Origin of the sequence: Aeromicrobium sp. WCS2018Hpa-31 (assembly GCF_031843905.1) — a bacterium.
GTDB lineage: Bacteria > Actinomycetota > Actinomycetes > Propionibacteriales > Nocardioidaceae > Aeromicrobium.
On record NZ_JAVTJF010000003.1, the window covers coordinates 252954 to 271318 of the forward strand.

Annotated in this window: 23 protein-coding genes; 18 read left to right on the forward strand and 5 right to left on the reverse strand. The window is 73.3% G+C overall.

Going from position 1 to position 18365, the window contains the following annotated elements; genetic code table 11:
- Position 1 precedes the first annotated feature (1 nt).
- From RQG84_RS05155 to RQG84_RS05165, 3 genes are read left to right on the forward strand one after another with little or no spacing between them, the layout of a single operon-like run.
- Positions 2-1444, forward strand: a complete 1443-nt coding sequence (locus RQG84_RS05155) for an FAD-dependent oxidoreductase (protein ID WP_311209145.1) — start codon at positions 2-4, stop codon at positions 1442-1444.
- Entirely contained in the window at positions 1441-1620 is a 180-nt protein-coding gene (locus tag RQG84_RS05160) for a hypothetical protein (RefSeq protein WP_311209146.1), read from the forward strand. Before RQG84_RS05155 ends, RQG84_RS05160 begins: the two co-directional genes overlap by 4 nt.
- A complete protein-coding gene (locus RQG84_RS05165; protein ID WP_311209147.1) occupies positions 1617-3080 on the forward strand; it encodes a cytosine permease in 1464 nt (487 codons plus the stop codon). Before RQG84_RS05160 ends, RQG84_RS05165 begins: the two co-directional genes overlap by 4 nt.
- Positions 3081-3145: 65 nt before the next feature.
- Here the strand turns inward: RQG84_RS05165 and RQG84_RS05170 are convergent, their stop codons facing one another.
- Positions 3146-3667: an N-acetyltransferase family protein gene (locus tag RQG84_RS05170; protein ID WP_311209148.1), complete on the reverse strand. Its 522-nt coding sequence runs from the start codon at positions 3665-3667 to the stop codon at positions 3146-3148.
- A gap of 11 nt (positions 3668-3678) precedes the next feature.
- Positions 3679-4038, reverse strand: a complete 360-nt coding sequence (locus RQG84_RS05175; RefSeq protein ID WP_311209149.1) for a metalloregulator ArsR/SmtB family transcription factor — start codon at positions 4036-4038, stop codon at positions 3679-3681.
- A gap of 206 nt (positions 4039-4244) precedes the next feature.
- Between RQG84_RS05175 and arsB the strand changes: the two genes are divergently transcribed.
- The 4 genes from arsB (at position 4245) to RQG84_RS05195 (ending at position 7788) form a co-directional block, all read left to right on the forward strand.
- On the forward strand, positions 4245-5318 hold the full coding sequence (gene arsB, locus RQG84_RS05180; RefSeq protein WP_311209226.1) for an ACR3 family arsenite efflux transporter: 1074 nt from the start codon (positions 4245-4247) through the stop codon (positions 5316-5318).
- Positions 5315-5923, forward strand: a complete 609-nt coding sequence (locus RQG84_RS05185) for an arsenate reductase ArsC (protein ID WP_311209150.1) — start codon at positions 5315-5317, stop codon at positions 5921-5923. The genes arsB and RQG84_RS05185 overlap by 4 nt, the downstream gene beginning before the upstream one ends.
- Positions 5924-5942: 19 nt before the next feature.
- Positions 5943-6362: an arsenate reductase ArsC gene (locus RQG84_RS05190; RefSeq protein ID WP_311209151.1), complete on the forward strand. Its 420-nt coding sequence runs from the start codon at positions 5943-5945 to the stop codon at positions 6360-6362.
- 85 nt (positions 6363-6447) lie between these two features.
- Positions 6448-7788 carry an NAD(P)-binding domain-containing protein gene (locus tag RQG84_RS05195; protein ID WP_311209152.1) on the forward strand — a complete coding sequence of 447 codons (1341 nt, stop codon included), beginning with the start codon at positions 6448-6450 and terminating at the stop codon, positions 7786-7788.
- 46 nt (positions 7789-7834) lie between these two features.
- Here the strand turns inward: RQG84_RS05195 and RQG84_RS05200 are convergent, their stop codons facing one another.
- A complete protein-coding gene (locus tag RQG84_RS05200; RefSeq protein ID WP_311209153.1) occupies positions 7835-8296 on the reverse strand; it encodes a hypothetical protein in 462 nt (153 codons plus the stop codon).
- Between the two features lie 142 nt (positions 8297-8438).
- Between RQG84_RS05200 and RQG84_RS05205 the strand changes: the two genes are divergently transcribed.
- Positions 8439-8735, forward strand: a complete 297-nt coding sequence (locus tag RQG84_RS05205; RefSeq protein WP_311209154.1) for a helix-turn-helix domain-containing protein — start codon at positions 8439-8441, stop codon at positions 8733-8735.
- Between the two features lie 14 nt (positions 8736-8749).
- Here the strand turns inward: RQG84_RS05205 and RQG84_RS05210 are convergent, their stop codons facing one another.
- The gene (locus tag RQG84_RS05210) at positions 8750-9115 is read right to left on the reverse strand and encodes a UBP-type zinc finger domain-containing protein (RefSeq protein WP_311209155.1); all 366 of its coding nucleotides are present in this window, start codon (positions 9113-9115) and stop codon (positions 8750-8752) included.
- 101 nt (positions 9116-9216) lie between these two features.
- Between RQG84_RS05210 and RQG84_RS05215 the strand changes: the two genes are divergently transcribed.
- Together RQG84_RS05215 and RQG84_RS05220 are read left to right on the forward strand one after the other, a co-directional pair.
- Positions 9217-10008, forward strand: a complete 792-nt coding sequence (locus RQG84_RS05215; protein WP_311209156.1) for an S-methyl-5'-thioadenosine phosphorylase — start codon at positions 9217-9219, stop codon at positions 10006-10008.
- Entirely contained in the window at positions 10005-11051 is a 1047-nt protein-coding gene (locus tag RQG84_RS05220) for an NAD-dependent epimerase/dehydratase family protein (protein ID WP_311209157.1), read from the forward strand. The genes RQG84_RS05215 and RQG84_RS05220 overlap by 4 nt, the downstream gene beginning before the upstream one ends.
- Positions 11052-11141: 90 nt before the next feature.
- On the opposite strand, the gene RQG84_RS05225 is transcribed toward RQG84_RS05220, so the two are convergent.
- Positions 11142-12467, reverse strand: coding sequence for a hypothetical protein (locus RQG84_RS05225; RefSeq protein ID WP_311209158.1), 1326 nt, complete (start codon positions 12465-12467; stop codon positions 11142-11144).
- 119 nt (positions 12468-12586) lie between these two features.
- Between RQG84_RS05225 and RQG84_RS05230 the strand changes: the two genes are divergently transcribed.
- The 8 genes from RQG84_RS05230 (at position 12587) to RQG84_RS05265 (ending at position 18365) form a co-directional block, all read left to right on the forward strand.
- Positions 12587-13255, forward strand: a complete 669-nt coding sequence (locus RQG84_RS05230) for a glycosyltransferase family 2 protein (RefSeq protein WP_311209159.1) — start codon at positions 12587-12589, stop codon at positions 13253-13255.
- Positions 13252-13947, forward strand: coding sequence for a DUF2064 domain-containing protein (locus RQG84_RS05235; protein WP_311209160.1), 696 nt, complete (start codon positions 13252-13254; stop codon positions 13945-13947). Before RQG84_RS05230 ends, RQG84_RS05235 begins: the two co-directional genes overlap by 4 nt.
- Positions 13944-14579, forward strand: coding sequence for a class I SAM-dependent methyltransferase (locus RQG84_RS05240; protein WP_311209161.1), 636 nt, complete (start codon positions 13944-13946; stop codon positions 14577-14579). The genes RQG84_RS05235 and RQG84_RS05240 overlap by 4 nt, the downstream gene beginning before the upstream one ends.
- A gap of 80 nt (positions 14580-14659) precedes the next feature.
- The gene (gene dcd / locus RQG84_RS05245) at positions 14660-15235 is read left to right on the forward strand and encodes a dCTP deaminase (protein WP_055962728.1); all 576 of its coding nucleotides are present in this window, start codon (positions 14660-14662) and stop codon (positions 15233-15235) included.
- A gap of 18 nt (positions 15236-15253) precedes the next feature.
- Complete coding sequence (locus RQG84_RS05250) at positions 15254-16162, forward strand: pseudouridine-5'-phosphate glycosidase (protein WP_311209162.1); 909 nt, start codon at positions 15254-15256, stop codon at positions 16160-16162.
- Between the two features lie 3 nt (positions 16163-16165).
- Positions 16166-17056 (forward strand): sugar kinase, encoded by an 891-nt coding sequence (locus tag RQG84_RS05255; protein ID WP_311209163.1) that lies wholly within the window; start codon positions 16166-16168, stop codon positions 17054-17056.
- A gap of 166 nt (positions 17057-17222) precedes the next feature.
- The gene (locus RQG84_RS05260; protein WP_311209164.1) at positions 17223-17555 is read left to right on the forward strand and encodes a hypothetical protein; all 333 of its coding nucleotides are present in this window, start codon (positions 17223-17225) and stop codon (positions 17553-17555) included.
- A 114-nt stretch (positions 17556-17669) separates the two neighbouring features.
- Positions 17670-18365: a matrixin family metalloprotease gene (locus RQG84_RS05265; RefSeq protein ID WP_311209165.1), complete on the forward strand. Its 696-nt coding sequence runs from the start codon at positions 17670-17672 to the stop codon at positions 18363-18365.

Consider the following 18365-nt stretch of genomic DNA (forward strand, 5'->3'; position numbering starts at 1 on the left):
GATGACCGTGCACGATCACGACCGGTCCGACGACGGAGCCTGGCTCGACGAAGGAGGAGCGCCCATGAAGGTCGTCGTGGTGGGAGCCGGGTACGCCGGGCTCGCGGCCGCGCTCGAGCTCGCGGACGCGGGCATCGACGTGGAGGTCCTCGAGGCGGCCGACCGGGTCGGGGGTCGGGTGTGGTCGCGCGAGCACGACTCCGTCGTGATCGACCACGGGGGCCAGTGGGTCGGGCCCACCCAGACCGAGCTGCTCGGCCTGGCCGCCCGCTTCGGCTGCGGGACCTTTCGGTCCTACGACGAGGGCCGGCACGTCGAGCTCTGGCCCGGCGGCGTCGCGGAGCCGTTCACCTCCGAGGAGCACGTCGACGGGTTCGGGGCGGCGGAGTACGCCGACGCCGAGGCCCGCCTCGACGCGATGGCGGAGAGGATCGACCTCGACGACCCGCTCGGCACCCCGGAGCTTCCCGACTGGGACGCGACGACCTTCGAGAGCTGGATCCGCGACGAGATCTCCGAGGAGCAGGCGCGCGACCGGATGCGACTGGTGCTCCGCGGCGTGTGGGCCTGCGAGCCGCGTGACGTCTCGCTGTTCCACGTCCTGTTCTACATCCGGTCCGCCGGTGGGCTCGGCCAGCTGCTGGGCACCCTCGACTGCGCCCAGGACAGCCGCTTCGTCGACGGCGCCCAGGCCCCGGCGCGAGCCGTCGCGGCACACCTGGGCGACCGGGTGCGGCTCGGCCTCCGGGTCCGGGAGATCGCGCACGGTCCCGACGGGGTGACGGTGCGGACCTCGGGCGGCGACGTCGTGGCCGACCGGGTCGTCGTCACCGGGACCACCGCGGCGCAGGCCCGGATCGTCTTCGACCCGACGCTGCCGGCCGCGCGCCGACGCTGGGTCGCGCGCAGCCCCATGGGCGACGTCGCCAAGGTGCACGTGGTCTACCCGACGCCGTTCTGGCGCGAGGCCGGCCTGTCGGGCCAGCTGGTCGCCTACGACGGGTCGCCCGTCTCGTACACGTTCGACAACTCGCCGGCCGACGGATCGCGCGGCGTCATCGCCGCCTTCGTCTACGGCGACGCCTACCGTGCCTGGTCGCGACTCCAGGAGCCCGAGCGTCGCACCGCGATCCTGGCGCCGCTCGTGGCCGCCCTCGGCCCGGAGGCCGACCGCCCCGACGACGTGCTCACGACCTGCTGGCCCGACGACGAGCTCGCCGAGGGTGCGTACGCGGCCGTCCCGTCGCCCGGGACCTGGTTCGAGCACGGCGCCGACGGCTGGCGCTCGCCCGCCGGGCGGGTGTCCTTCGCCGGCACCGAGCAGTCCGCTCGGTGGAACGGCTACATCGACGGGGCCATCCGGTCCGGCCGCGAGACGGCCCGGACCATCATGCAGGCGACGCGACCTCGGCCGCACCGCCTCGACCACGAGGAGACGACGTGACCGACACGGGACGAACGAACGAGCCCGAGGGAGCCGAGCTGGAGCGCCGGCTCGAGATCCTCGAGGGTCCGCGAGCCGACGAGATGCTCCAGGACGACCTGCCCGTCAGCGACCTCGTGTGGCTGCTCGTGGTCGGCGTCGTGGTCTCCGCCCTCCTGCTGTGGTGGGCCCTGTGAGCACCACGACCGGCCGGCCCGGCGACGCGACCACGGGCGAGGACGCCACCCTCAGCGACCTGCCGCTCGTGCGGTCGGAGCGGATCTGGGGCTTCTGGCAGTACACGTGGGTCAACGTCGGCCTCGCGATCGCCACGTGGGCGTTCCTGCAGGGCGCGGCCGTGGCCTACTACGTGGGCGTCCGCGAGGCGATCGCGAGCATCGTGGTCGGGTACGCGGTCAGCATCCTGCTGGTGTCGCTGGCGCCGGTCCTGCCGTGCGCCAAGTACGGCATCGAGCAGTTCATCCTCCTGCGCAGCGTGTTCGGCACGAACGGCGCGCGAGTCGTGATGGTGGCCGTGTCCACCATCTTCGCGGCGGCCTGGGCGGCCGTCCTCGCGATCATGCTCGGCCACGGCGTCGTCAACCTCCTGAACCGGGTGCTCGGGACGTCGATGGGACACGCCGGACCTGCGGTGACCGTCGCCGCGATGGTCGCGATCGTGGTGGCGTGGGCGATCCTCGCCCGCGGTCCGGTCTCGGTCGAGCGGGTGAGCGCGGTCGTGGCGCCCGTGCTCATCGTCGTGCTGGTGGGCATGGTCGTCATCATCCTCACGCGCACGCCGTGGTCGACGATCTCGGAGCTCCCGTCCCTCGGGCAGGAGCCGGACCGTCGCACGAACTTCATGCTCGCCATCGAGCTCGGCATCGCCGGCGGCTTCGCCTGGTGGCCGAACCTCGGGAACCTGGCGCGCCTCAGCACCGGTCCCCGTGCGGCCTTCTGGCCGAACTGGCTCGGGGTGTTCCTCGCGTCCGTGCTGGCCGCGGTCGTGGGTGTGCTCGCCGCGCTGAGCCTGCAGAGCACCGAGCCGACCGACTGGATGATCCCGCTCGGCGGCGTGGTCCTGGGCTCGATCGCCCTCGTGGCCATCGGCCTGGCCAACCTCACCGCCATCCTGTCCCAGGGGTACGGGTCGATGGTGGCGCTGCGCTCGGGGGGCGGGCGCTTCTTCAAGGCCCTGCCGTGGCCCGTCATGGGGCTCGCGATCCTCGGCCCGGCCGCCGTGCTGGTGTGCTTCCCGGCCACCGTGTACGACAACTACGGACGCTTCCTGTCCTGGGGCGCCATCGTCGTGGCCCCGCTGTGCGGCGTGCAGATCGTGGACTACTTCGTCCTGCGGCGCACCCGCATCGACGTGCGGGAGCTGTACCGACCGGTGGGGGAGTCGGTCTACGGCTACTGGGGCGGCGTCAACGTCATGGCCTTCGTCGCCGTGGTCGCCGGCGCGCTCACCTACAGCTCGCTCCTGCACCCGATCGACTACGTCCCGAGCGCGCTGTTCGTCTACACGACCGCCTCCGTGCCGTCGTTCCTGGTCGCGGCATCGGTGCACTACGTGCTCGCTCGGTGGGTCAGTCGCCCGCTGGGGATGGGCGGGTACCCGGTGGTCAGGCGGGAGCCTGCCGGCCGGGGACGGTAGGCAGGACCGCCGCTGCCGCCGGCGCCGCGGCGGGGGTGTGGTGACCCGGGTCGACCGGACGTCCCTCAGCCTCCGTCGCGGCCGCTCCGCCGCTCGATCAGCACCGTGTCGCGCCACCGTCCCGCGTGCGGGCCGACCGTGGCCCGGCCGATGCGTTCGCGGGTGCCGACGACGCGGAAGCCGTGGGCGGCGTGCAGCCGGAGGCTGGCCTCGTTCTCGGGGAACACGTTGGACTGGATGGTCCAGATGCCGGCCGCCTCGGTCGAGGTGACGAGGGCGCCGAGCAGCAGGCCGCCGACGCCGAGGCCCCGCGCCGACGCGGCGACGTACACCGAGTGCTCCACCACGCCGGCGTAGACGGCGCGGGTGGAGACGGGGGAGCAGGCGACCCAGCCCACCACGTCATCGTCGCCGCGCAGGGCCACGTGCCGATGGCCGGGCAGGCGGGAGGCGTCGAAGTCCCGCCACGACGGCGGCTCGGTCTCGAACGTCGCGCTGCCCGCGGCGATGCCCTCGGCGTAGATCCTCTCGACCTGCGGCCAGTGGCGCTCCGTCAGGGGGACCAGCGTGATCTCCGAGCGCTGCACGGGGAGGCGGGTCAGACGGTCGCGTCGACGTCGGCGTCGGAGAGCACGCCGGCCACGCGCGCGAGCGCACCCGGCACGAGCGAGTAGTAGGCCCACGTGCCGCGCTGCTCGCGTGCCAGCAGGCCCGCCTCCACCAGCACCTTGAGGTGGTGCGAGACGGTGGGCTGGCTCAGCCCGACCGGCTCGGTGATGTCGCAGACGCACGCCTCGCCACCCTCGTGCGCGGCCACGAGCGACAGCAGTCGCACTCGCGTCGGGTCACCCAGGGCCTTGAACGTGCGGGCCAGCTCGACGGCCTCGTCACGCTCGATGGGTGCCGACGTCAGCGGCGTTCCACAGCCGCTCGGCGGCGCGGGGAGGGTCTGGGCCATGAGGCGAGTATGCCCCAGTCGCGGTGACCCCGGGCCGGTCCGCGCGCACCCTCGGCGCGTTCACCCGATGTTCACCGCCGCGGCCCGCCCCGAGCCTGACAACGTCATGGAGCGACCGCTACGGTGACCTGTACATAGACCGACGTCGATGCAGGTTCGACTGCGTCGGATGCCGACCCGAGGAGCAGCGAGTGGACCGCACGGCGATGGAGAACGCGTCGACCGACGAGGACGTGATCGCGAGGCTGTCGAGGCTCGACCGCTTCCTGCCGGTGTGGATCGTCCTGGCGATGGTCGTCGGCCTGGTGCTCGGCCGCACGATCGACGGTCTCGACGAGGCCCTCGAGTCGGTCTCGATCGGCTCGGTCTCGCTGCCGATCGCGATCGGCCTGCTCGTGATGATGTACCCGGTGCTGGCGAAGGTCCGCTACGACGAGACCTCGCGCGTGACCGGCGACAAGCGGCTCCTGGTGGCCTCCCTCGTCCTCAACTGGCTCGTCGGCCCGGCCCTCATGTTCGCCCTCGCGTGGCTGATGCTCCCCGACCTGCCCGAGTTCCGGACGGGCCTCATCATCGTCGGCCTCGCCCGGTGCATCGCCATGGTGCTGATCTGGAACGACCTGGCCTGCGGCGACCGCGAGGCGGCGGCCGTGCTCGTCGCGGTCAACTCCGTCTTCCAGGTGTTCGCCTTCGCCGCCCTCGGCTGGTTCTACCTGCAGACCCTTCCCGGCTGGCTCGGCCTCGAGACCACGTCGGCGGAGTTCTCCATCTGGTCGATCACCGTCAGCGTGCTCGTCTTCCTCGGCATCCCGCTCGTCGCGGGCTGGGCCACCCGCACGATCGGCGAACGGACGAAGGGCCGCGACTGGTACGAGTCGACCTTCCTGCCGCGGATCGGCCCCTGGGCCCTCTACGGCCTGCTGTTCACGATCGTCGTGCTGTTCGCGCTCCAGGGCGACGCCATCACGAGCCGCCCGCTCGACGTCGTGCGCATCGCCCTGCCGCTGCTGGCCTACTTCGCGATCACCTTCGCCCTCGGCATGGTGCTGGGCCACGCGCTGCGCCTCGGCTACGCCAAGACCGCGACCCTCGCCTTCACCGCCGCCGGCAACAACTTCGAGCTGGCGATCGCCGTGGCCATCGGCACCTTCGGGGTCACGTCGGGCCAGGCCCTCGCCGGCGTCGTCGGTCCCCTCATCGAGGTCCCCGTGCTCGTCGGCCTCGTCTACGTCGCCCTCTGGGCGCGCCGCTTCTTCTCCTCCCAGGACGTGAACCGATGAACGAGACCACGCCGGCCGCCATCGCCGACGACCTGGCCTACGCCTTCGACGGCACCTTCACCCCCGACGTCGTCACCGCCGCCGTCGCACAGGCCCGGGAGGCGCTCGAGCCGCACGCGACGGTGCAGACCTACCTGCCGATCCTGGTGCGCCGCTACGCCACCGAGCTGCTGGCCGCGAAGGCCCAGGCCGACGGCGTCAGCAGCAGAGGTGTCCCCGAGCTGCTCTTCGTCTGCGTGCACAACGCGGGCCGCTCGCAGATGGCCGCGGCGATCGCCGAGCACCTGGCTCCGGGTCGGGTGCACGTGCGCTCGGCCGGCTCGGCGCCCACCGGTGAGCTGAACCCGCAGGCGATCGCCGTGCTCGCGGAGCGCGGCATCGACCTGAGCACCGCCTATCCGAAGCCGCTCACCGACACGGTGCTGCGCGCGGCCGACGTGGTCGTGACCATGGGCTGCGGCGACACCTGCCCGGTCCTGCCCGGCAAGCGGTACCTGGACTGGGACGTCGCCGACCCCGACGGCGCCACCCTCGACGCCGTCCGGGACGTCCGCGACGACCTGCAGCGCCGGATCATCGCGCTCCTGCGCGACCTCGACCTCTGACCTCCGAAGGAGACCAGCCATGAACGACCAGAACCCGACCGGCAGCGGACGTCCCAGCGTCCTGTTCGTCTGCGTGCACAACGCCGGCCGCTCCCAGATGGCTGCCGGCTTCCTCGCCCACCTCGCCGGCGACCGCATCGACGTGCTGTCGGCCGGCTCGATGCCCGGCGACGCGATCAACCCGGTGGCCGTGGAGGCGATGGCCGAGGTCGGCATCGACATCGCGGGCGAGCAGCCGAAGAAGCTGACCGACTCGGCCGTCGAGGCCTCCGACGTCGTCATCACGATGGGCTGCGGCGACGAGTGCCCCTACTTCCCGGGCAAGCGGTACGAGGACTGGGTGCTCGAGGACCCCGCCGGCCAGGGCATCGACGCCGTGCGACCCATCCGCGACGAGATCCGTGGCCGCGTGGAGGAGCTCATCGCCTCGCTGGCGTGAGAGATCCACCATCCATTGACATCCATCGATGGATGGGTAGGGTCTATACATCGATACTTGTCGATGGACAGCCGAAGGAGCACACATGAGCACCGCACCGTCCGACCTGCCCGTCGTCGTCGTGGGAGCGGGGCCCATCGGCCTGGCCGCGGCGGCGCACCTCAGGAGTCGTGGCGTGGCGCACCTCGTGCTCGAGGCCGGCGAGGGCCCCGGCGCCGCGGTCGCCGAGTGGGGCCACGTGCGGCTGTTCTCGCCCTGGCGCGAGCTGGTCGACCCGGTCGCCCGCGAGCTCCTGCTCGAGCAGGGCTGGGAGCCGCCGCACCCCGACCGCTACCCGACGGGCGCCCGCTGGGTGGAGGACTACCTCCGCCCGCTGGCCGAGGTGCTCGCTCCGGCCGTGCGCTACGGGACCCGGGTCACGGCCGTCGCCCGCCACGGTCGCGACCGCCTCGTCAGCTCGGGCCGGGACCGGTCGGCGTTCACCCTCCACCTGCGCACCTCCGCCGGCACCGAGCACCTGGCGGCCCGAGCCGTCGTCGACGCCACGGGGACCTGGGGCACGCCGAACCCTCTGGGCGGCGACGGCGTGGTCGCCCTCGGCGAGCGCGAAAGTGCCGACCGCATCGGCTACCGCGTGCCCGACCTCGACCAGGCGGTCCAGCGCTCCCGGTTCGCCGGGAGGCACGTGGTGGTCGCCGGTACCGGAGCCTCCGCGAAGGGCGCCCTGCTGGCGCTCACGGCACTGGCCGAGAGCGAGCCCGGCACGACGATCACCTGGCTCGTGCGCCGCAGCTGCGTGGGTGCGGCCTTCGCCGGGTCGGGCCAGGACGAGCTGCCCCAGCGCGGCGCCCTCGGGCAGCTGGCCCGGGCCGCCGTCGACCGTGGCCCCGTCACCACCCGCACCGGCTTCCGCACCGCCGAGGTCCGGCGACGCGACGACGACCGCCTCGACCTCGTCGCGTTCGACGGGCAGGTCGTCGCGGGAGTCGACGAGGTCCTCGCCCTCACCGGGTTCCGCCCCGACCTCCGGTGGACCGACGAGCTGCGCCTCGACCTCGACCCCGTGCTGCAGGCACCGCGCGCCCTCGCCCCGCTCATCGACCCCAACGAGCACTCGTGCGGCACCGTCTACCCGCACGGCGTGGCCGAGCTGGCCCAGCCCGAGGTCGGGTACTACCCGGTCGGCATGAAGTCCTACGGACGCGCCACGTCGTTCCTGGCGCTCACCGGCTTCGAGCAGACCCGGTCGGTCGCGGCGGCCCTCGCCGGCGACCACGAGGCGGCGGCTCGCGTCGAGCTGACGCTCCCGGACACCGGGGTGTGCGGGGGCGCGGGCACGTTCGACGACGAGGCAGCCTCCGACGGCGGATGCTGCGGTGCCCCGGCGGTCGAGGTCCTCAGCATCGGCGGCGTCGGTACGCGCTGACGCCGCGACACGTGCCGCCGACGTGCCGCCGACGTGCGGCCGGCGCCTATGCCGCCGTGTCGCGCACGTCGGTGCGACGCACCAAGGCGCCGGCCGCCTGTCCGACGAGCACGAGCATGACCACGCCGGTGGCGAAGTCCGTGGAGATGGTGAACATCGCGTACGCGGGGATGTCCGGGACGCCGCCGAGGAAGTGGCCGGGGCTGGTTGTTCCCAGCATCGTCCAGGCGGCGAGGGGGACGAGTGCGGCGCGGATCCGACCCTGGCCGTAGCGATGCACCCCCCAGGCGCCCCACAACGTGAGCGTGGGCCAGAAGAGCAGGATGCCGGCTTGGTACGCGAGGTCGCTGACGAACGGACCGGCGGGCGGGTAGTCCGAGGCGTAGAGGAAGTTGTGCGTGTAGTGGATGCCCGTCGAGACGAGTCCGGCGACGAAGGTCCAGAGGATGGCGCGTGACGACGGTGGTCCGGCGGTGGTGCGGGCGGCGGTGACGGACGGAGTCGGCATGACGACAGTCTGCTACGGAAAACGTAGCGCCGCAATCCTCTACGGTCATGGTGTGACTCACTCCACCGAGCCCGGCCCCGTCGGCAGCCGCCGCCCGGTTCCCGGGCGCGCCGTCCGGGGGTCGTCGACGGGTGTTCCTGTCATGGCTCTGTTCGACCTGGTCGGCCGGCGGTGGGCACTCACCTGCTTGTGGGCCCTGCGCGATGGACCCCGCACCTTCCGCGAGATCCAGGCGACCGACCTGCGGATCTCGCCCTCGACGCTCAACCAGCGTCTGGCGGACCTCCGCGAGGCCCAGCTCATCGAGCGGGGGGACGGCGGCTACCGGCTCACGCCTCTCGGTGTCGACCTGCTCCGGCTGGCGGACCCGCTCGTCGAGTGGGCCGACCGGTGGGCCGCCGCGACGGAGTCCCCTCAGGATCCGTCGACTGCGGACTGATCGGGGTCGACTCGTCAGTGGATCCGGTCGCGCCAGTCGCCGGGCACGCGGTCGGCCGGACCGGGCGCGGTCTGGTCGCCGGGGTGCGACTGCGGGTCGGCCAGCCGGGGACCTCGCGCGGCGGTCTCGGACGCGTAGTCCCAGAACCAGTCCTCGCCGGGCTCGAAGCTCTGCACGACCGGGTGCCCGGACTCGCGGAAGTGCGCCGTGGCGTGCTGGGCGGGTGAGCTGTCGCAGCAGCCGATGTGGCCGCACTGCGCGCAGCGCCGCAGGTGCACCCACCACCCGTCGGGCTCCGCGAGGCACTCCACGCACCCCGCGCCCGAGGGCTTGACCGTGACGTCGATCGACGAGTTCTCGGGGCCGGGGGTCTCTGACATGTCGCCACGGTAGTCCGGTCCGGCGCGACCCGCGAGGGTCCGACGGCCCCTCCTCGACCCCACCGCGTGCGTGCGCCGCCGCGCGCTGGAAGGGTGGGGCCATGACCACACCCGACGTCGCCGTCATCGGCGGTTCCGGCTTCTACACGTTCCTCGACGACCCCGAGCAGGTCGAGGTCGACACCCCCTACGGCGCGCCGTCGGCGCCGATCTCGGTGGGCCACGTGGGGGACCGGACGGTCGCCTTCCTGCCGCGACACGGTGCCGACCACCGCTTCCCCGCGCACCAGGTCCCGTACCGCGCGAACCTCTGGGCGCTGCGCTCGCTGGGCGTCCGCCAGGTGCTCGCCCCCTGCGCCGTGGGCGGTCTGCGACCCGAGCTGGGCCCGGGCAGCTTCGTGGTCCCCGACCAGCTGGTCGACCGCACGACCGCGCGCACCCAGACGTACTACGACACCGGCGCGGTGCACGTCTCCTTCGCCGACCCCTACTGCGACCGCCTGCGTGGCCACCTGCTCGAGGGTCTCGCCGACCACGACCCCACCGACGGCGGCGCGATGGTCGTGATCGAGGGCCCGCGGTTCTCCACGCGCGCCGAGTCGCGCTGGTACGCCGAGAACGGCTGGGCCGTCATCAACATGACCGGCCACCCCGAGGCGATCCTGGCTCGTGAGCTGGCGCTCTGCTACGCCACGGTGGCGCTGGTCACCGACCACGACGCCGGGGTCGACGCGAGTGACTCCGTGAGCATGGAAGCGGTGTTCCAGGTGTTCCGGGAGCACACCGACACCCTCAAGTCGACGCTGGCCGGCGTCGTCGGCTCGATCGGCGAGCGTGACTGCGCCTGTGCATCGGCCGTGGACGGCATGAGCCTGCCCTTCGAGCTGCCGTGAAGGTCCTGCTGACCGGCGCGGCCGGGTTCATCGGGTCGCGGATCGCGCTGCGGCTGGCCGAGCGCGGCCACGACGTCGTCGCGCTCGACGCGTACCTGCCGATGGCGCACGGACCGAACGCCCGGGACGACGCGCCCGCCGACGTGCACCTGCTCGACCTGCGCACCGACGACCTCGACGACGTGCTGGCCGACGTCGACGTCGTGTGCCACCAGGCGGCCATGGTCGGCAACGGCGTGGACGCCCAGGACCTGCCCGGCTACGCCGAGCACAACGACCTCGGCACGGCACGCCTGCTCGCCGCCATGGCCCGCGCAGGGGTCCAGGACCTCGTGCTCGCCTCGTCGATGGTCGTCTACGGCGACGGGCGCTACGACTGCCCCGACCACGGCGACGTGCCGCCCGCGGTGCGCCGCGAGGACGACCTGGCGGCCGGCCGCTTCGACCCGCGCTGCCCCGTGTGCGGCGGTGACGTGACGTGGCGCCGGGTCACCGAGGACGCGCCCATCCGACCGCGCACGTCGTACGCGGCGTCCAAGATCGCGCAGGAGTACTTCGCCGACGCGTGGTGCACGCTGCAGTCCGGTCACGCCGTCGCCCTGCGGTACCACAACGTGTACGGGCCGGGGATGCCCGCGGACACCCCGTACTCGGGAGTGGCCGCGATCTTCCGTTCCGCGCTCGAGCGGGGCGAGGCGCCGCGCGTGTTCGAGGACGGCGCCCAGGTGCGCGACTTCGTGCACGTCGACGACGTGGCGCTGGCCAACGCGCTGGCCGTGGAGCAGGTGGCGCAGCACCCGGTGGGCGTGACGGCCTACAACGTGGCGTCGGGGCGACCGTTCACGATCGGCGAGATGGCGCAGGTGCTGTCGCGCGCCGTCGACGGACCCGAGCCGGAGGTCACGGGCGACGCGCGGGTCTTCGACGTCCGGCACGTGCTCGCCTCGCCCGACAAGGCCGCCGAGGGTCTCGGCTTCCGCGCCGAGATCGCGCCCGAGGACGGCATCGCCCGCCTGGCCACCGACCCGCTCCGTCGCCGCTGAGGGTCTACGCCCCCCGTTTCGGACACCTGCGGGGCATCCGCGGGCTCCGAACCGCCCCGCACCTGTCCGAGACGGGGGACGGCTCGGCCGTCACCAGCGGGTGATGAGCAGGGTCTGGGCGAGGAGGGCGAGGACCAGCTGGGAGGCGAGGAGAGGGCGCTGCCAGCGGTCCGGCAGGAGGGCGGGGATCGCGACGACCCAGATCGTGAACGGCAGCCAGATGCGCTCGACCTCGGCCTTGCTCATGCCCGACAGGGTGGCCGCGACGATCGTGGCCACGCCCGCGCCGGCCAGCACGGCGAGCGGGACGCGACGGCGAGCGGCGTCGACGGTGGCAGGGAACGCGGCCCACACGGCGAGACCCGCGGTGAAGGTCCACGCCGCCAGGTTGGCCCAGACCCAGTAACCGTAGGCGCGCTCGGAGGCGATGCCCTCGTAGTAGCGCTCGCGCAGCACCGGGTAGGCCTCCCACCAGTGGAACCCGTACGCCGAGAAGACCGCCGTCACGACGAGCGCCCCGCCGACGGCCCACGGCAGCACCCGCCAGCCCGCACCCGGGCGCGGCGCGGCGCGGGCGTGCGCCAGCCAGAGGACGGCCAGGGCGAGGATGCCGAGCAGCACGAGCCCGTACGACAGGAACACGCACCACCCGAGCAGCAGCCCCGCCCCGACCCCGAGCGCCCAGGACCGGGGTCCGACCGCGACCGCGGCCCGGGCGAGCAGGTACAGGCCCCAGGCCGCCACCGCGGCGAAGTAGTAGTCGGCGCTGACCCCCGCCCACACGACGAACGGGGCCAGGGCGAGCCAGGGAGCAGCGCGCCTGGCCAGGTCGCGGCTGCCGAGCAGGTCGAGGGTCAGCAGCACCGCCGCCACCGACGTGGCGCCGATCGTCACGACGACCATGGCGACCCAGAAGGGGTCGTCGATCCCGACGCGGTCGAGCGCGACGAACGACAGGAGCGCTCCCGGAGGGTGCCCGGCCACGTGCGTGTGCCAGTTGTCGACCGCGGCCGACGGGATGCGCTCGACGAAGTCGTGCAGCGCGGCGGGGACGTCGCGGACCTCCGTCGCGTCGTGCAGGTACTCGCTCTTGCGCCCGTACACGCGGCTGAAGCCGTAGCGCCCGTCGCTGAGCCCGAGCGCGCACGTCCAGAGCCACGACGAGACGGTCGCGAGCACCACGACGACGCGCCACGGGAGATCGCGGCACGCCCGGGGCAGCGCCGACCAGAGCAGCACGGCCGTCGCGACGGCGACCAGGAGGAGGGGATCGAACCGCGGGCCCCAGAAGGCGTGGAGCGGGGGCCAGTGCACGCGCACGTCGTCGGAGAGGACGGCCGGGACCGCCATCGCGGCGGTCACCAGCACGAGGCCGACCAGTGCCGAGAGCACGGCCGTGCGGGGGCGGGCCAGCATGGCGCCACGCTATCCGGCGAACCCAGGGGGCGCATGGCTGTCCCGGGGGAAGGTGGTCGAGCGCCTGTCGCAGGACCCCTTGACGTGCGAGCGGGCCCTGCGCGGCTTAGGTTCGGGGGATGCAGGATCACCTCGGGGCGTGCGACGTCGTGATCCCGTGCCGTGACGAGGCCGCTGCGCTGCCCCTCGTGCTGCGTGACCTCCCCGCCGGACTCCGCCCGATCGTGGTCGACAACGGCTCGACCGACGGCACCGCCGACGTGGCCCGCGAGCTCGGCGCGCGCGTCGTGCACGAGCCCCGACCCGGGTACGGGGCCGCTGTCCACGCGGGCATCGAGGCCGCCACCGCCGAGTACGTCGGCGTGATCGACGGCGACGACTCCATGCGGCTCGTCGACCTGCTCCCCCTGCTCGACGCCGTACGTGACGGCGGCGTGACGATGGCGGTGGGCCGACGTCGGCCCGTCGCCCGCGGCGTGTGGCCGTGGCACGCCCGTGCCGGCACGTTGGTCCTGGCCACGTGGATCCGCCGATCCAGTGGCTTCGGCATCCACGACCTCGCGCCCATGCGGGTGTGCCGCCGCCAGGACCTGCTCGACCTCGACGTGCGCGACCGACGCTTCGGGTACCCGCTCGAGCTGATGGTCAAGGCCTCGCGCGCCGGCTGGACCGTCCGTGAGCTCGACATCGACTACCGCCCGCGCGCCGCCGGGACCCGCTCGAAGGTCTCGGGCTCCGTCAAGGGCACCGCGCGCGTGGTGCAGGACTTCGCGAAGGTGCTGCGATGAACAGCGGAACGATCGTCCCCGTGCTGCTCGTCGTGGCCAAGGCGCCCGTGCCGGGTCTGGCCAAGACGCGGCTCGGTCGCGTGGCCGGCCCGCAGCGGGCCGCCGACGTGGCCGCCGCCGCACTGCTCGACACCCTCGACGCCGTCTCGTCCGCCCACGACGTGACCGGCTGGCCGGTCGTGGTCGCGCTGACCGGTGACCTCGAGCAGGCCGCACGGTCGCGTGCCGTCCAGGACGCACTGGCCCGGGTGACCGTGGTGCTGCAGCGCGGCGACGACTTCGGTGCCCGCCTGGCCCACGCCCACGCCGACGCCGCCGGCGTGCTGTCGGCCTCCGGTCCCGCGTGGGGCACCGTGCAGATCGGCATGGACACCCCCCAGGTCACCTCCGACGACCTGGTCACCGCGGGCGAGCTCGTCCGCGACGGCACGCAGGTGCTGGGCCCGGCCGAGGACGGCGGCTGGTGGCTTCTCGGTCTGCCTGATCCCACGCACGCCGACGCGCTGCGCGCGGTGCCGATGTCGCGCGACGACACGGGCACCCGGACGGTCGAGGCGCTGGGCGGCGACGTGCACCTGCTCCGCCCGCTGCTCGACGTCGACGAGTGGCCCGACGCCCAGCGCGTCGCCGCCGACGTGCCCGGCTCGCGGTTCGCCGCGGCCGTCGCCCGCTGCGCGGAGGCGGTGGCATGACGCTCGACGACTCGCTGTTCGACCTGGTCTTCACGTCCGGTGACTCGCACTTCGTCGACGACGACGGTGCCGAGGAGCGCCTGGCGGTCCACCGCTGGGCCGCCGACGCCGACGCCGCCGACCTGACGCTGTTCGTCGACCCGTGCGTCGGACCCACGCTCGACCTCGGCTGCGGTCCGGGTCGGCTCGTGCAGGCGCTGCTGGCCCGGGGCCTCGACGCGCTCGGGGTCGACAGCTCACGCTCGGCCATCGGGCTGGCCCGCGCGCGGGGCTCCCTCGTGCTGCGGCGCGACCTGTTCGAGCGACTGCCCGGGGAGGGCGGCTGGCAGCACGCGCTGCTGGCCGACGGCAACATCGGCATCGGCGGCCGTCCCGACCGGCTGCTGCGCCGCGTCGGAGAGCTCGTCGTGCCGGGCGGCACCGTGCTGGTCGAGGTCGAGGAGCACGGGGGGATCCTGCAGGAGTCGCGCCGCCTGCGCGTCGACGGCACCCTCGGCGAGCCGTTCCCGTGGGCCGTGGTCGGTCTGGACGCCGTCCCCTGGCTCGCCCAGCGGGCGCACCTGCAGCACACGCGCACGCTGTGCGCCGACGGCCGCTGGGTCGCCGAGCTGCAGCGGCCCCTCGCGCCCTGACGACGCCGCGCGTCGCCCCGCCCCGTCCGGGACCGGGCGCCTTGGTCGCCCGCGCTCCCGCGATGGGTTACGTTGCTGCCGTGCTGCTGAGCGACCGCGACATCCTGGCCGAGATCGATGCGGGACGCGTGGGCCTGGACCCGCTCGAGCGCTCCATGATCCAGCCGTCGAGCATCGACGTGCGGCTCGACAAGTTCTTCCGGGTGTTCGACAACCACAAGTACCCGCACATCGACCCGGCAGCCGACCAGTCCGACCTCACGCGCCCCGTCGAGGTCGAGGGCGACGAGACGTTCGTCCTGCACCCGGGCGAGTTCGTCCTCGGGTCCACCTACGAGCTCGTGACGCTGCCAGACGACGTCGCGGCCCGCCTCGAGGGCAAGTCGTCGCTCGGTCGGCTCGGCCTGCTGACCCACTCCACGGCCGGCTTCATCGACCCTGGCTTCTCGGGCCACGTGACGCTCGAGCTGGCCAACGTCGCCACGCTGCCGATCAAGCTCTACCCGGGCATGAAGATCGGCCAGCTCTGCTTCTTCCGGCTGTCCTCGGCGGCCGAGAACCCGTACGGATCGGCCAAGTACGGGTCCCGCTACCAGGGTCAGCGCGGCCCGACGGCGTCGCGGTCCCACGCCAACTTCCACCAGACGCGCATCTAGAGCCGAGGGCGATCCCCCATGTCCCTACCCCTCTCGATCAGCACCGAGGTCTCCGAGGCACTGTCGGCCGGGCGTCCGGTCGTGGCCCTGGAGTCGACGATCATCTCCCACGGCCTGCCCCGCCCCGACAACCTCGTGGCCGCACGGCACTTCGAGCAGATGCTGCGCGACCGCGGTGTCGTCCCGGCCACGATCGCGGTGCTCGACGGCCAGCTGAAGGCCGGGCTGACCGACGCCGAGCTGGAGCGGGTCGCCTCCGAGGACGTCGCCAAGCTGAGCATGCGCGACCTGCCCGTGGTGCTGGCTCGCGGTGGCAGCGGTGCCACGACGGTGGCAGCGACGTCGTTCATCGCCGACCACGCGGGCATCCGGGTGTTCGCCACCGGCGGTCTGGGTGGGGTCCACCGCGGGGCCGGCAGCACCTTCGACGAGTCCAACGACCTGAAGGCGCTCTCGGAGGTGCCGATCACGGTCGTCTCCGCGGGCGTGAAGTCGGTCCTCGACATCGGCGCGACGCTGGAGCGGATGGAGTCCCTCGGGATCACGGTGCTCGGCTACGGCACGCAGGAGTTCCCGAGCTTCTGGCTGCGGTCGTCCGGTGAGCCGCTGGACTGGACGGTGCCCGACGGCGCCGCCGTCGCCGCGGTCATGGAGTCGCGCGAGCAGCTGGAGCTGTGCAGCGCGATCGTCGTGGCCAACCCGCTCCCCGTCGCCGAGCAGCTCGACCCCGACCTGCACGACCGGGTGCTCGCCGAGGCGTTGCGCCGCTGCGAGGAGAAGGGCATCGAGGGCAAGGAGGTCACCCCCTTCCTGCTCTCGACCATCGTCGAGCTCACCGACGGGGAGAGCCTGGCCGTGAACCTGCGGATCGTCGAGAACAACATCAGGGTGGCGGCCGACATCGCGTCGGCCTGGGCCGCGCTGTAGCCGATGACGATCCTGGTCGTCGGCGACGTGGTCGACGACATCAGCGTGCAGCCGCTCGCCGAGGTCACCCCGGCCAGCGACACGCCTGCGACCATCCGGATGGCACCCGGCGGCTCGGCGGCCAACGTGGCGGCGTGGCTGGGCAGCCTCGGCGTCCCGACGCGGTTCGTGGGCCGGGTCGGCGCCGACGCGGTGGAGCGCCACGCGGCGGCCCTGCAGGCGCACGGCGTGGATGCCCGCCTGGCGGCCGACCCCGAGCTGCCGACCGCCACCATCCTGCTGCAGCTCGACGAGGTCGGCGAGCGGACGATGTTCGTCGACCGGGGTGCGAACACGCGGCTGCAGGCGGCCGACGTCCCGCCCGAGGTCTGGGAGGGCGTGACCTGGCTGCACCTCACCGGCTACTCGTTCTTCGACGAGGGCACCCGGTCGATGGCCCTCGGGCTCGTGGCGCAGGCGAGGGCGCGAGGCGCCGGGGTCAGCATCGACCCCAGCACGGTGTCGTTCCTGCGGGCGTGCGGCGGGGCGACGTTCCTCGACTGGGTCGACGGCGCCGACCTCGCGTTCCCCAACATCGACGAGGCGCGCGTCCTCGTCGACGCGCGCGGTCCGCAGATCGACCTCGACGCCCTGGCGGGTCGCTTCGGGGCGGTGGTGGTGACGCTGGGCTCGATGGGCGCGGCCTTCATCGGGTCCGTCGACGGTGCACCCGTGCGCGAGCAGCTGACCGCGCCCCGCACGTCGGTCGTGGACACGACGGGAGCCGGCGACGCCTTCGCGGCCGGGTTCCTGTCGGTGTGGGTGCGTCGGCACGACCCGGTGCCGGCCCTGGAGGCCGGCCGGTCGGCCGCGGAGCGGTGCATCGCCGCGCTCGGCGCGCGACCCCCGCAGTGAGCATCCGGCGCGAACTCGCCTGGAAGGTGCGGAATCAGTAGTCCTATCGGGCCATTTATTGCGGTTTCGTGACACATCTTCGAGAATCGCTGGCCAGAACGCGGATGGTTGAGGTTTCATCGATCCGTGGGACCGCCCAGGGATCGGCCTCACGAGGGAGGGGATCATGTCGCTCGCGCTGCCGGCTCGACGCCGCCACGTCCGGGGACCGCGCTCGCGCCGCGATCGGCGGCGGGTGATCGTCGAGGGCACGGAGCACGTGGCCGCGGCCGGTCACCGCGTGTACGTGGTGGCCTACTACCGCTCGCCCGAGGACGCTCGCGACTTCCGGGGCGGTGTCGTCACGACGTACGCCGACCACGACGCTGCTCCGGACCGGGTGACCGTGGCGGCGCCGGGGCCCGGTGACTGGTTCGTCAGCATCCTCGAGCGTTCCCCCGGGGCCTCCGGCTACACCTTCGTCGCCGGCGCCGACGGCGTGCCGCTCGTCCCGCGCTGAGCGTCGCTCGCCACCACTCGCCCTGACCCGTTGGCCATGCGGTGTCATCCTGTCCGGGTGACAGGACAGGGCGTCTCGTGGCGGCGGGACCCGCGTTCGCGTGCTGTCCTCGCGGTGAGCGTGCTGCTGGGGCTGCTCGGCGTGCTCATGGCGTGGATCGTGATCGCCCCGGAGTCCACCGGCACGGTCTTCCCCGACCGGGGTTCCGCCACGTCCGGCGAGACCCGCACGGCTCCCGGGGGCGGTTCGTACGCATTCCTGCAGACGCAGGCCGACGGTGAGACGCCGGTGGCCTACGACCCGTGCACGCCCGTGCGGATCGTCGTCAACGAGCGACGCGCCCCCGACGACGCCGACGCGGTGCTCCGGAGGGCCGTGGCGGAGGTGGAGGACACCAGCGGGCTCGACCTGCAGGTCGTCGGCACGACCACCGACCCGCCGCTCGCCCACGAGGACGATCCCGAGGACGGGGAGGGTTGGCGTCCGGTGCAGATCAGCTGGACCGACGCCGACGAGGTCGCCGAGCTGGAGGGTCGCGTGGGGGGTCTCGGCGGCAGCACCTGGGTCGAGCGGGACGACCGGCGCACCTACGTGACCGGCGAGATCATGCTCGACGCCCCCGACCTGGTGCGCCGCGGGAACGGTGGCGACGTCGCGACCGGGGTGCTCATGCACGAGCTGGCCCACGTGCTCGGCCTCGACCACGTCGACGACCTCGGAGAGCTGATGCACCCGAGCAGCCCGCGCGACGCCTGGGGCCCGGGCGACCGGGTGGGACTCGCCGCGCTCGGTGCCGTCGGCTGCGCCTGA

Bases quoted from the DNA above. Each gene is read 5' to 3' on its own strand.
- RQG84_RS05155 (WP_311209145.1), top strand. From the start codon at position 2: ATGACCGTGCACGATCACGACCGGTCCGACGACGGAGCCTGGCTCGAC.
- RQG84_RS05175 (WP_311209149.1), bottom strand. From the start codon at position 4,038: ATGGCCCAGACCCTCCCCGCGCCGCCGAGCGGCTGTGGAACGCCGCTG.
- arsB (WP_311209226.1), top strand. From the start codon at position 4,245: ATGGAGAACGCGTCGACCGACGAGGACGTGATCGCGAGGCTGTCGAGG.
- RQG84_RS05185 (WP_311209150.1), top strand. From the start codon at position 5,315: ATGAACGAGACCACGCCGGCCGCCATCGCCGACGACCTGGCCTACGCC.
- RQG84_RS05190 (WP_311209151.1), top strand. From the start codon at position 5,943: ATGAACGACCAGAACCCGACCGGCAGCGGACGTCCCAGCGTCCTGTTC.
- RQG84_RS05195 (WP_311209152.1), top strand. From the start codon at position 6,448: ATGAGCACCGCACCGTCCGACCTGCCCGTCGTCGTCGTGGGAGCGGGG.
- RQG84_RS05200 (WP_311209153.1), bottom strand. From the start codon at position 8,296: ATGCCGACTCCGTCCGTCACCGCCGCCCGCACCACCGCCGGACCACCG.
- RQG84_RS05205 (WP_311209154.1), top strand. From the start codon at position 8,439: ATGGCTCTGTTCGACCTGGTCGGCCGGCGGTGGGCACTCACCTGCTTG.
- RQG84_RS05210 (WP_311209155.1), bottom strand. From the start codon at position 9,115: ATGTCAGAGACCCCCGGCCCCGAGAACTCGTCGATCGACGTCACGGTC.
- RQG84_RS05215 (WP_311209156.1), top strand. From the start codon at position 9,217: ATGACCACACCCGACGTCGCCGTCATCGGCGGTTCCGGCTTCTACACG.
- RQG84_RS05225 (WP_311209158.1), bottom strand. From the start codon at position 12,467: ATGCTGGCCCGCCCCCGCACGGCCGTGCTCTCGGCACTGGTCGGCCTC.
- RQG84_RS05230 (WP_311209159.1), top strand. From the start codon at position 12,587: ATGCAGGATCACCTCGGGGCGTGCGACGTCGTGATCCCGTGCCGTGAC.
- RQG84_RS05235 (WP_311209160.1), top strand. From the start codon at position 13,252: ATGAACAGCGGAACGATCGTCCCCGTGCTGCTCGTCGTGGCCAAGGCG.
- RQG84_RS05240 (WP_311209161.1), top strand. From the start codon at position 13,944: ATGACGCTCGACGACTCGCTGTTCGACCTGGTCTTCACGTCCGGTGAC.
- RQG84_RS05250 (WP_311209162.1), top strand. From the start codon at position 15,254: ATGTCCCTACCCCTCTCGATCAGCACCGAGGTCTCCGAGGCACTGTCG.
- RQG84_RS05255 (WP_311209163.1), top strand. From the start codon at position 16,166: ATGACGATCCTGGTCGTCGGCGACGTGGTCGACGACATCAGCGTGCAG.
- RQG84_RS05260 (WP_311209164.1), top strand. From the start codon at position 17,223: ATGTCGCTCGCGCTGCCGGCTCGACGCCGCCACGTCCGGGGACCGCGC.